General features: G+C 61.7%; 11 protein-coding genes. 1 reads left to right on the top strand and 10 read right to left on the bottom strand.

Annotation, left to right across the window (positions count from 1 at the left end; translation table 11 throughout):
• Positions 1 to 21: 21 nt before the first annotated feature.
• Positions 22 to 1,578 carry a bifunctional aminoglycoside phosphotransferase/ATP-binding protein gene (locus JQ597_RS12730; RefSeq protein WP_349628817.1) on the top strand — a complete coding sequence of 519 codons (1,557 nt, stop codon included), beginning with the start codon at positions 22 to 24 and terminating at the stop codon, positions 1,576 to 1,578.
• 63 nt (positions 1,579 to 1,641) lie between these two features.
• Here JQ597_RS12730 and JQ597_RS12735 read toward each other — a convergent pair whose 3' ends face one another.
• From JQ597_RS12735 to JQ597_RS12780, 10 genes are all read right to left on the bottom strand, one after another.
• On the bottom strand, positions 1,642 to 3,234 hold the full coding sequence (locus tag JQ597_RS12735) for an MBL fold metallo-hydrolase RNA specificity domain-containing protein (protein WP_212264552.1): 1,593 nt from the start codon (positions 3,232 to 3,234) through the stop codon (positions 1,642 to 1,644).
• A complete protein-coding gene (locus JQ597_RS12740; RefSeq protein ID WP_212264554.1) occupies positions 3,231 to 4,151 on the bottom strand; it encodes a ribose-phosphate diphosphokinase in 921 nt (306 codons plus the stop codon). Before JQ597_RS12740 ends, JQ597_RS12735 begins: the two co-directional genes overlap by 4 nt.
• Positions 4,148 to 5,695, bottom strand: a complete 1,548-nt coding sequence (locus JQ597_RS12745; protein WP_212264750.1) for a thymidine phosphorylase family protein — start codon at positions 5,693 to 5,695, stop codon at positions 4,148 to 4,150. The genes JQ597_RS12740 and JQ597_RS12745 overlap by 4 nt, the downstream gene beginning before the upstream one ends.
• A 35-nt stretch (positions 5,696 to 5,730) precedes the next feature.
• Positions 5,731 to 6,570, bottom strand: coding sequence for a universal stress protein (locus JQ597_RS12750; RefSeq protein WP_212264556.1), 840 nt, complete (start codon positions 6,568 to 6,570; stop codon positions 5,731 to 5,733).
• 94 nt (positions 6,571 to 6,664) lie between these two features.
• The gene (locus JQ597_RS12755; protein ID WP_212264559.1) at positions 6,665 to 9,223 is read right to left on the bottom strand and encodes a cation-translocating P-type ATPase; all 2,559 of its coding nucleotides are present in this window, start codon (positions 9,221 to 9,223) and stop codon (positions 6,665 to 6,667) included.
• A complete protein-coding gene (locus JQ597_RS12760) occupies positions 9,223 to 9,882 on the bottom strand; it encodes a hypothetical protein (RefSeq protein WP_349628818.1) in 660 nt (219 codons plus the stop codon). The genes JQ597_RS12755 and JQ597_RS12760 overlap by 1 nt, the downstream gene beginning before the upstream one ends.
• 42 nt (positions 9,883 to 9,924) lie before the next feature.
• Positions 9,925 to 10,335 carry a hypothetical protein gene (locus JQ597_RS12765; RefSeq protein ID WP_212264561.1) on the bottom strand — a complete coding sequence of 137 codons (411 nt, stop codon included), beginning with the start codon at positions 10,333 to 10,335 and terminating at the stop codon, positions 9,925 to 9,927.
• Between the two features lie 46 nt (positions 10,336 to 10,381).
• Complete coding sequence (locus JQ597_RS12770) at positions 10,382 to 10,864, bottom strand: phage holin family protein (protein ID WP_212264563.1); 483 nt, start codon at positions 10,862 to 10,864, stop codon at positions 10,382 to 10,384.
• A gap of 1 nt (position 10,865) precedes the next feature.
• Positions 10,866 to 11,135, bottom strand: coding sequence for a hypothetical protein (locus tag JQ597_RS12775; protein WP_212264565.1), 270 nt, complete (start codon positions 11,133 to 11,135; stop codon positions 10,866 to 10,868).
• Positions 11,136 to 11,169: 34 nt separating this feature from the next.
• Positions 11,170 to 11,376, bottom strand: a complete 207-nt coding sequence (locus tag JQ597_RS12780; protein ID WP_212033709.1) for a DUF6894 family protein — start codon at positions 11,374 to 11,376, stop codon at positions 11,170 to 11,172.
• Positions 11,377 to 11,424 lie beyond the last annotated feature (48 nt).

The following is an 11,424-nucleotide window of genomic DNA, read 5'->3' on the forward strand; positions in this document are numbered from 1 at the left end:
GAGAGCCAGCTCCAAGGTCGTGTGCTGGATTTTCTCGAGAACTCCAGCTTCGGCCCAGTAAAGGGTGGCAAGCGTATCGATACCCATGCCTCGGTGGTGTTTCTCGGTAGGGATCGCGCCCTGAAGATCAAACGGGCCGTGAGGCTGCCGTTTCTCGACTATTCGACGCTCGAGAAGCGCCAGCGTGCCTGCGAAGAGGAACTGAAGGTCAACGCCGGCAATGCTCCGGAGCTCTACCGGCGGGTTGTTGCGATCGCGCGCACCGACGATGGTGGCCTTGAAATAGGAGGAAGTGGTGTTCCGGTCGAATGGGCGGTCGAAATGGCGCGCTTCGATGAGGAGCAGACGCTGGATCGCATCGCCGGGAGGCAACAGGTCGGAGCGTCCCTTGCGGTCGCTGTCGCAGATGCGATCCTGCAATCGCATGACAAGGCGCCGCGTGCCGACGGCGAAACCTGGCTCGCCTCAATTCCCGGCATCATTGACCGCAACACCGCAAAATTCCGCAACGCGCGTGGACTGGATGCCGCCGCGATCGATCAGCTCGAGGCTCGAAGCCACGATCAAGTTGCGACGCTTCATGCCTTGCTAGAGCGGCGAGCCGAGCAGGGGTTCGTGCGGCGCTGCCATGGCGATCTTCATCTGGCCAACATTGCGCTAATCAATGGAGCGCCGCGGCTGTTCGATGCCATCGAATTTGATGCTGCCATCGCGACGACGGATATTCTCTATGATCTCGCATTCACGCTGATGGATTTGATCCATTTTAACAATGAGGCGGCCTCGAACGCGGTGTTTAACCGCTATCTAGCTGGCGCGTCGGACGACCATCTCGATGGCCTCGCCGTTCTGCCCCTGTTTCTCTCGATGCGGGCGGCAATCCGCGCACATGTGCTGTTTACCAAGAGCGAGCAGATGGTGGATGGCGAAGCCGCGTGGCAGGAGGCCAAACGATATTTCGATTTGGCCCAGCGCCTCGCCGACCCCAAGCCGCCACTGCTGACCGCGATCGGCGGCCTGTCGGGGACAGGGAAGTCGGTTCTCGCATGCGGGCTTGCGGACATGATCGAGCCTCCGCCCGGCGCGGTCATTCTCCGCTCGGATGTCATGCGCAAGCATCTGTTCGGCGTGAGCGAAACGACGCATCTGCCTGAAGCTGCCTATCAGTTCGAGACCTCCCGGTGTGTCTATGATCTACTTTCGAGAACCGCATCACGTATCCTTGCCCAGGGCTGTTCGGTCATTCTCGACGCGGCCTATCTCCAGGAAACGCAGCGGGCCGGACTTCCGGATTTGGCGTGCCGGCACCGCGCCCGCTTTGTCGGCCTGTTCCTGAAGGCCGATTTGACGACCCGGCTTTCGCGGATCGGGCGGCGCGAGCACGATGCGTCGGATGCAACGCCGGACGTTGCCAAGCAGCAAGAGGCGATGGCGATCGGTACGGTGAACTGGCATATGGTCGATGCTTCGGGAGCACCCGCTGACACGCTGCAGCGGGGTCTCACCTGTTTACACAAGGCGGGCGGATCATTGGGCGACAGTAGATGGAGCGGGCCACAAAGCAATCGGCCAGCGTAAGGCCTCGTCGTCATCTCCGGCGACCTGCTGACTGAAAGCCTCCGTCATGCTGACGATGTGCGCTCATTCATCCAGCGCACGCCGCAGTCTTCGAACGATGACTCCGCGCGCGCGATCGTCCGCGGCAGCCTCGATGCGATCGTTGATGTCGAGAATGAGCTTTGACATGTCATTGTGCCAGTCAAGCCTGACCACGGCCTCGGGCGCCAGCCGGCGGCGATAAGCGCCATCCAGGAGCGTCGGCGCCGCGCCGGATAATTCGTAGACGTCGTCCAGAAACGGCTGGAAAACCCGCGCCGCCGGGATAATCCGTTCGGAAATGCCTTCCGCGAGGCCGGCAATGGCTGGCTCCTCGCCATGGACCAAGAACACGCCGCGCTGAACCGGACGACGCTCGGCGATCCAGCTTGCCAGTTCGGATCCGTCGGCATGTCCGGAGTAGTCGTCGATATTTCGGATCCGCGCCGCCACCTTGATCTCATTGCCTTGGATACGAACGGCCCTGGCGCCGTCGGCGAGAAACCGGCCGAGCGTTCCCTGGGCCTGAAATCCGACCAGTAATACGGTGGCCCGCGAATTCCACAGCCAGTTGCGCAGGTGATGCCGGATACGGCCGGCGTCGCACATGCCGCTGGCGGCGATGACGACGTGAAAGCCGGTCAGTTTGGCGATCGCCTTGCTCTCGTCGACGGTTTCGGTAAATCGCAGTTGCGGCGAGTTCAAGAGCCTTCGCACGTCGATCTCTAGGTCGAGGCTTGAAGCGTGCCTGCGAAAGACCTCAGTGGCGCGAATTGCGAGCGGAGAATCGAGGAAGATCGGGGCGGACGGTATCTCACCACGCTCCATCAGATCGACCAGATCGACGATCAGTTCCTGGGTGCGCTCTACCGCGAAGGCCGGAATCAGCAGCGCGCCCTTGCGGGTCGCAGCGTCGCGAACCTCCGCCGACAGACGCGCGCGGCGCGCATCGGCCGTGATCGGCGCACGTTCGCGGTCGCCATAGGTCGATTCCGAGATGACGTAGTCGAAGCCGGCAGGTGCTTCAGGATCGGGTTGCAGCAACTTGGCGTCGGGGCCCACATCGCCGGAACAGAGAACACGAAGCGGTTTGCCTGATGCGTCTTCACCGGCGATTTCAATCTCGATCGACGCGGAGCCGAGCAAATGTCCAGCGTTCCAGTAGCGCGCGCGAACACCCGGAACCACATCGATCCATTTCTCGTAGTCGACAGGTGTGAACGACTGCAGCGTGGCAATCGCATCGGCCTGCGTATAGATCGGGCTGACCTCGGCCCGCCCGCGCGCTGCGTTGCGCCGGTTCAAGGTGGCGACCTCGGACTCCTGGATGCTGCCGGCATCCGGCAGCATGTACGAGCAGAGATCGATGGTGCCGCGCGTCGCCAGGATGCGGCCGGGAAAGCCGCTGCGCACCAGCTTCGGCAGCAGGCCGCTGTGGTCGATATGGGCATGGGTCAGGAGGACGGCGTCGATGTCGGCGGCGCGGAATGGAAACGGCCGGTAGTTAAGTTCCTTCAGGGTTTTTGGTCCCTGAAACAACCCGCAATCGACCAGGAAGCGTCCGGAGCGGGTCTCGAAAAGATAGCAGGAGCCCGTCACCGTGCGGGCCGCGCCGAAGAACCGGATGGTCACGCTCATCGGAAATTCTCCGAAAGGGTTATGAACGTTATTTCGTCTTGCAAGGCGTCGATGAATAGATTGTCGAGTGTGATGGCGTTGGTGGAGTGCGGCACGCTATGAGTCGAACGGATCGAGCGAATGCCGGACTGAATCATATCGCGGCAGAGTTCCTCCGAAAACAGCGCGTGCGTGACGACGGCGTCGATCGTTGTTGCGCCGGCCGACGTCAGCGCCCTGGCGCAAGCAATCATGGTGCCGCCTGAGGAGACTATATCGTCGACGATCAAGGCGGGACGGCCGGCAATGCGTGTCGGGTCCGGAAACCCGATTTCCGAGGAGCGGTCGCCGCGCCGGGTCTTCTGCGCAACGGTATAAGAGAGCCCGATCCGGCTGGCGAGATCTCTGACCCAGGACTCCGATTCCGCATCCGGTCCCACCGCAATGGTTGCGGGATCAAGACCGGTTTTGCGCAGCGCGACTGCTATTTCTGGCATCGCCGACAGATTGTGGGAGGCGATCCCGGTAAACACCGCCCTGATGTCGGGCGTGCGGTGCAAATGCGCGTCGGTGGTTACCACGCGATCGAAGCATCGAGCGAGCAGCGCGCCAATGACCTTTTGGCTAATTGCTTCGCCTTCGTGGAAAGCGGTGTCCTGGCGCATGTAGCAGAGATAGGGAGCCAGCAGAACGAGGCGTTTCGCGCCTCCACGCCGCACCGCCTCGGCGGCGAAGGCCAGTGCGATCAGTTTCTCGTTCGGCCGGTCGAGCGACGCATAGATGATGGTCACTGGCGATGCCGGTGCGGCGGTCACCCGTATTTCCCCGTCGGGAAACCGATGGATCGCGATCTCGTGAAAGGGAATGCCGAGTCGCGCTGCGAGCCGGGCGGCGTCGCGCGACGACGACCGCAGGCTCTGTATGCTGGCCGCTCTCACAGTGCCGTCTCGCCGGTTACGGGATGCCGGGTGCCGATGGTATAACCACTATTCGCCCTCGCGGCGGCCAGATCGAGTTCCGACTGATCATAGGCATGAATTCGATAGAGTGGCTGGCCCCTCTCGACGCGGTCGCCGACCTTACTGAACAGTCGGATACCGGCGCCCTTGTCGAGTGGTGCCCCAGCGGTGCGGGCGAGGCGGTTCAACTGGAGGCAGTTGATCTCAGAAATCGTGCCATCGGCGGTGGCGGCGATATCGAAAGTCAGCTTGCCGACGTCGTTGCGGCAGGAGGAGGGACCTTGCGCGTCGATGATGTCTTGCATTTTCTTCAGCGCCGCGCCGCTGTCGAGCAGTTCGCGGGCGCGCGCATAGCCGCTGCCGCCCCGCAACTGCGGGTCATATTCCAGCAGATGTGCCGCAAGCCGCAGCGATTTTTCACGCAGATCGGCAGGGGCGGTGGCGTCGTTGGTCAGAACGCTCATGACATCGCCAGCCTCCAGGACCGGACCGATGCCGTTGCCGATTGGCTGGCGGCCATCTGTCGTGATCACTTCGACGGCAATGCCGAAATGATCGCCGACGAATTCAAACAGCTTGCGCAGGCGCATCGCTTCGTTGGCGTTGGCCAATTTCGCCGTCGGGCCGACCGGCAGATCGATCAGGAGATGGGTTGAGCCGGCTGCGAGCTTCTTCGACATGATCGAGGCGACCATCTGCTCGCTGGTATCGAGGCTGAGTGGGCGTTCGACGGAGATCAGAATATCATCCGCCGGGGACAGGTTGACGTGTCCGCCCCAGACCAGGCAGCCGTGGCACGCCGCAACGACTTCCTTCATCTCTTCGACGCTGACATCGACCCGGGCCAACACTTCCATAGTGTCGGCGGTGCCGGCCGGAGAGGTGATCGCGCGCGAGGACGTCTTGGGGATAGTCAGCCCATGTGCTGCCACGATCGGAACTACGAGCATGGAGCTTCGGTTACCCGGTATGCTACCGATACAGTGCTTGTCGACGACGATGGGACTCGGCCATATCAGTTGCGTACCGGCCCGCGCCATCGCCTGGACCAGAGCGAGCAGCTCGCCGCTGGTCATGAAGCTGGCCGAGCCGATCAGGAACGCGGCGATCTCCATGTCGGAGTAGCGATAGTGTGTGAGGTCGTCGATGATCGCTTCGATCTCGGTCGGTTTCAGGGTCCGGCCCTGGATCTTGGCACGGACGGCATCGAGGCTTGCAGGTGAGGCTGCGGGACGCACGGTAATCAAGCTGTCAACAGGTTGGGCAAAGCGCCGGAACGCCGGTTCGGAAAGGCCGATTTCATCGGGCCCGACCAACGCGTCGTCGTCCGTGATCAGCAGCGTCGCGAGCAGAATTCTCGTGCCAACCCGCAATTCGACCCGGCTGAATCCACGGAAAACATCCGGTCGCAAGGCGCTGGAGTGGCGTGAGATCACGACCACATTCTCCCGTCCGGTATCGAGGCTGATTCGGCGAGCCTTCAAGAGCGGACGGGATCCATTCCTTTTCGTATCGTCGGCCATTCGATCTCCACGGCGCGCGGCGCACCAGCACTCCGTCAATGCGAGAGCAGGATCGGGAGCGGCGGCTTGGACAGCAGGCTCTTGGTTGCGCCACCCAGGATGAATTCGCGCCATCGCGCGTGACCGTAGGCGCCCATCACGAGGACGTCGGCCTTGTGCGAAAGCACGTAGGCTTCGAGAACCTCGTCGATCTGTCTGCCGTCCGCATCGACCTTGTCCAGCACCACGTCGATACGATGGCGGGCCAGGTTCTTTGCCAGTTCTTCGGCGGAATGCTTGGTGTCGAAAACCTTTTCGTTGCCGACGGTGAGGACGCGCACCTTCTTGGCGCGCTCAAGCAGCGGAAGCGCATCGGAAACCGCCCGGGCCGCCGCGCGGCTGAAATCCCAGGCCACGACAACGGTGCCCAGTTCGAATGGGCGCGCGCTGGGAGTCTCTGGCAATACCAGGGTCGGCCGGCCCGATCCGAAGATCACGGACTCCGCATACCATTGGTCATAGGATTCCGGCACCGGCACGATCGTGAGATCGTGAAGCCGGGCGTAGTCAACCAGCAACTCCGGAACATCAAAGGTCAGGCATTTTTCGACGATCGTCTCGTGTGGAACGCCGGCCTTTTCTGCCGCTGCGTCAAATGCAGCGAGCAGGCCTCTCGCGCTCTGTCGGCTCTTTTCGGCTTCGCCTGCAATAACACCGGAAATACTTGGAATTGAGCCCGACAGGATGTTGCCGGGTACCTGAACGTGCACCTCGCAGGAGACTGCGGCAAGGTGAGCGCCAAGTGCGGCGGCAATTGAAACCGCAGTTTCGACCACAGAGTTCGGGGTTGGCTCGGGATAGCTTGTCAGTGTCAGCAGAATGTCTTTGAAGGCCATGTGTCTCTCCTTTGTCCTGATGGCAATCTAGCGCGGCGGGGGTGACGGCTTTTGATCCATCGCAAGGAGCAGAATGCAGGTGTGGATTTGCCAGCTAGGACTGCAACCGCGAACGCAGTAACGGCTTGAGCATTTCAAGGCAGACCAGCACGATGATCCCCGCACCAAGCGTCAAAGCGAGGTCGTCAGTGTGCAGGGGTCCAAAGGCAAAAAGCTTGCCCGCGGACGGCCAAAGCAGGGTCAGAGACAGGATTGTGGTAACGGCCGCGAGTACAGCCACCAAGGTCCGGTTCGGTCGTCGCAGCGCCGTGAGCAGCGAGGCGCTAAACGAGCGATTAACCAGGATAAGGCTGACGATCGTCACGACCAGCGAGAAGAAGGTCAATGCCCGCACTTCCTGTTCGGGCATGCCTGACCTGAGTGCCACGACGAAGATGGCGGCAACCAGTGCGAATGCCACCACACCCTGCAGCAGGCTCCAGACGATCAGCGCGCCCGAAAACAGCGGGGTGTCGGCAGCGCGGGGCGGGCGCTCCATGATGTCGTCCTCCTCGGTCTCGGCCTCGAATACGAGAGAACAGACGGGATCGATCACCATCTCGAGAAACGCGATATGGATGGGCCCGAAAAGAATCGGTAGACCGAACAGCAGCGGCAGCAGCGCCAGGCCCGCAATCGGCACGTGAACGGCAAAGATGAAGCTCATAGCTTTGCGTAAATTATCGTAGATGCGGCGCCCGAGCCGGATCGCCTTGACGATCGAGCCAAAATCGTCATCGAGCAGCACGATTGCCGACGCTTCCCGCGCCACGTCGGTGCCGCGGCCGCCCATGGCAATGCCGATATGCGCCGCCTTGAGCGACGGCGCGTCGTTGACGCCGTCGCCGGTCATCGCCACGATCTCGCCATTGCCCTTGTGCGCGTTGACGATACGCAGCTTCTGTTCCGGCGTGATCCGCGCAAACACGCTGGTCGTTTTTGTCCGGCGCGCCACTTCCGCATCATCCAGTTTCGCAAGTTCCTCGCCCGTGATGACTTCGCCGGGCTTGAAGCCGGCCTGGCGGGCGATCGCATTGGCCGTTGCCGGATAATCGCCCGTGATCATCACTGCCTTGATGCCGGCCGATCGGCATTCACGCATGGCCTCGATGACGCTTGGCCGCAGCGGATCGGCAAGGCCGACAAGTCCCAGGAACTCGAATGTAAATTGACATGGTGAGGCCGGCCATTCCGGTCCAACGTATTTGGCCCGTGCGGCACCCAGCACGCGCAGGCCGGCGGAAGCCATATCGTCGATCGATTGCTTCAGCGCGGCGCTATCGGCCTCGCCGAGCCGGCAAAGGCGTCCGATTGCTTCGGGGGCGCCCTTGGCGGCGACGATGAACTCCTGCCCAGAGTTGTCCGGCTGCCAGATATGGGTTACGGCGAGTAGATCGGGCCGAAGGCCGTATGCATGGACAAGCTTCCAGTGGGGATGCGAATACTGCATATCGTCCAATTGCTCGCGTCCCAATGCATGGAACGCCCGCTCCATCGGGTCGAACGGCTCGGGTGCGCTGGCGAGCAGACCGAACTCGCTCAGGGTTTGGAATTGTTCCGGGATTTTCGTACCGTCGTGCGGACGCCAGGCTCCGCCATCACCTAACCGCAACTCGACAATCGTCATCCGATTCTCAGTCAGGGTACCCGTCTTGTCGGTGCACAGCACGGTTGCGGAGCCGAGGGCTTCGATCGCCGCAGCGCGCCGCGTCAGCACCCGAGCCTGTGATATCCGCCAAGCCCCCATCGCCATAAAGACGGTCAGCACCACGGGAAGCTCTTCTGGCAACATTGACATGCCGAGCGCAATCCCGGCCAGCACGGCATCCAGCCATCCCCCGCGCATGATTCCGTAGAGCAGCACCGCAAGGATGCTGACCGCGCCGCCGACAACGGCAAACAGCCGTACCAGGCGACGGGTTTGAGCCTGCAAACGAGGCGGTTCGGTTTCCAGGGCGACCAGCGATTGGCCGATTTTGCCGATTTCGCTCCGCACGCCAGTGGCGGCCACAACGGCCAATCCCGCGCCACGCACAACGAGCGAACCTGAAAACACCTCCGGCAGGTCATCGCCTCCCGGTGGGTGCGTTTCGATTCTCCCGCGATCCGTCCGCGCAATCTTGCGCACGGGCACGGATTCGCCGGTCAGCATGGACTCGTCTGCTTGCAAATCCTGACACTGCAGCAGGACGGCGTCGGCAGGTACCCGGTCGCCTTCCGAAAGCACGATCAGATCGCCCCGCACGACGTCCCGGCCGGCGATGCGTTTGCGCTCGCCGTCGCGAATGACCAAGGCGCGGGGACTGGTGAGATCGCGCAGCGCTTCCAGGACGCGCTCGGTACGTGCTTCCTGTACCACCGTGATCACGACCGACATGGTGGCGAATGCGACAAGGATGATCGCTTCCGTCAAGTCGCCGAGCGCCAGATAGACGCCGCCCCCGGCGATAAGAAGCATCAGCATCGGCTCGCGGAGCACCTCGATCGCTATACGGAGCGGCGTGCGCCGATTAGGCTGGGGAAGCTCATTGTTTCCCTCAGCCTTCAATCTTGCCCGAGCTTCTGCTTCACTGAGGCCACTGAGCGGGGCTCGGGATTCTGGGAAGTAACGCACTAGATATCCTCACCGGCTTTGGTCGATGCGCGCGTGAAGGGAGGATTGACCGAGTATGGCCTGGCCTCGACGGTGGCTAACGCGAGACGATGATACAGATCGCGCCGGTGCGCGAGCGGCCACCAATCGTAAAGGAAGATTTCAAGCGGTCGCCAGTTGGCAACCCAGCCGAGGATCAGGAAGCTTTCTTCAACCAATCGCCTGAATGCGGGCTCGATCAGGTAGCCTGCGGCAAAATGCGCAAGGAGGAGACAAGCCGCAAGTATTGTAGCGCCGATTGCCAGGGAACGCCGGCCAACTCGAAACAATTCGTTCAGGTCTCGTTGGATCACCACGGCTCGACCGGCAAAGTACCGGTTGAATGCCTGGAGAAGGTCGCTCGATGCCTTTCCCTGTGACTCCGTATCCGGAATGTGTATCACAATCCTGATCGGGCGGTTACCGGGCATCTCTCGGGCCCACCCGACGATATACTCCTCGGCCTCGTCAGCGAGATCCTTTTCCCGAAATGGAAAAGGATCAAGCGTGTGAAAAAGCTGCGCCACGTCCGTCACCCGAATTTCGATCAGGTTTTCGGTGACCGCAGCAGCGGGGCCGTTATCTGTCACCATTGGTTGAGGCCTCGCATCGAGCGTCGCCGCCGCGGTTAGCCTGGTCAAGGTCGGTCGGCTCCAAGCAGACATTGCCGAGATGGCGCCGCGCTAAAGGTGCGACACCGTCGTCACACGGTAGGTGTGCATCTTGCCGCGCTCGTTGACTGAGACATACTCGCCAACGACGAAGCGTTCGTCGGCGAAGTGAAAGCCGACATCGTCCGGCAGACTGGCTTCGCCATCATAGTGGAATCCCCAGCCGTTCCCCGACCGATGAACGAGATGACCGAACTGGTCCTGTTCGTTCGGGCGCTGCCGAGAGACCCGGCAAGCCTCGCGGTGTGATCGCCATAACTTGGGATCGATGCGGCCTTCGGCATCGACAGGTGCGACGAAGATGTAGGCAACATCGTTGTCGCCCTCGGGATGGCCGGGTTCGCGGGCGAGTACGATGCGGATTTGCCGGAACTGCGCGGGCAGGGAGGCATTGAGGATCGGCTTTAGCTGAGGCTTGGACATGTCGGTAGCTCCTTGGATTGCAGCATGAGGCGAAGCCTCGTCGGGATCAGGTTTGCTCGGTGGCAGCCGCAGGAGCGGCGGCCCTGGATCTCTTCAGGCTCCTGACGATGATCGTGATCAGCGGCACCAGCAACGGCAGGGCGCTGTTCAGGGGGTGATGGACCATGCCAACGAACTGCGACTGCACGGCCCGGGCCTCGCGCTGCAGCGCGTCGGTCGCCGAAACATGTATCTCGTTCGCAAGTTCGAGTTCGCGTCCCGAAGGCGGCCTTCCGGCCAACATGAACAGGGTGGCTGCGATCGCGAAATTGACACCGCTAAGGATGGCGGCCGCCGAAATCGCAGTCAAAACCTGGATCAGTGCGAAATAGGCCGTCAGCTCCAGCAGCAGGAGGCCGAAGCCGGCAATCAAGGCGGCAATCGCGCGCACGCCAAGACCGACAAGCATATGCCGCAGCCTGATCTCGGCGATGATTCGGTCGGTTCGCCAAAGCGCACGCAGGGTCTTGACGATACTCTCGCTGTCCACGTTAGTGTCTCCTCAACATGAAACCGATGACAATGCCGAGCACAAAGGCCGACGCGATTGTTGCGATCGGGCGCGCCGCGATCAGCGTCTCGGCATGATCTTCCTGTTCGCTCAGAGATTCGCCGAGCTCGTTCAAGGCGGACTTAATCTGATCTGCGATGGCGCGGTTCTTGGCGTCGTCGAGTATACCGTCGCCGTTCGGGCTCAAGAGGTGCGACACCTCACTTTTGAGCGCTTGCAGCTCTTCACTCAGTTCGCTTGAATTGAACATCGCAGCTTCTCTCATGGCCTCAATCGCTGGTCATCTAAGTGAAAACGGCTTCCTCGTGGATGGGCTCACGGCCTTCCCCGATTACCCGGATCGATAGCCGGGGTCTGATATCGGGCTCCAGGCACCGCAGGTCGGCAGCCAGATGTTTTGCGTACACGACGGCCTCCGAAGCCAGCCTGAAGTCACGCCCAACCTGATCGCGGATCGGAAGTCTGTCGCTTATGTCGAAATAGAAACGCATGGGCCTCTCCTTTTCCGTAGGGCCCGACTGTACGCGAGGCCGCAGCCC

Origin of the sequence: Bradyrhizobium sp. AUGA SZCCT0177, assembly GCF_018130125.1 — a bacterium.
Taxonomy (GTDB): domain Bacteria; phylum Pseudomonadota; class Alphaproteobacteria; order Rhizobiales; family Xanthobacteraceae; genus Bradyrhizobium.

What these genes read in the sequence shown, in the direction of transcription:
- JQ597_RS12775 (WP_212264565.1), bottom strand. Translation starts at nt 11,135, where the DNA reads ATGTTCAATTCAAGCGAACTGAGTGAAGAGCTGCAAGCGCTCAAAAGT.
- JQ597_RS12765 (WP_212264561.1), bottom strand. Translation starts at nt 10,335, where the DNA reads ATGTCCAAGCCTCAGCTAAAGCCGATCCTCAATGCCTCCCTGCCCGCG.
- JQ597_RS12735 (WP_212264552.1), bottom strand. Translation starts at nt 3,234, where the DNA reads ATGAGCGTGACCATCCGGTTCTTCGGCGCGGCCCGCACGGTGACGGGC.
- JQ597_RS12780 (WP_212033709.1), bottom strand. Translation starts at nt 11,376, where the DNA reads ATGCGTTTCTATTTCGACATAAGCGACAGACTTCCGATCCGCGATCAG.
- JQ597_RS12750 (WP_212264556.1), bottom strand. Translation starts at nt 6,570, where the DNA reads ATGGCCTTCAAAGACATTCTGCTGACACTGACAAGCTATCCCGAGCCA.
- JQ597_RS12745 (WP_212264750.1), bottom strand. Translation starts at nt 5,695, where the DNA reads ATGGCCGACGATACGAAAAGGAATGGATCCCGTCCGCTCTTGAAGGCT.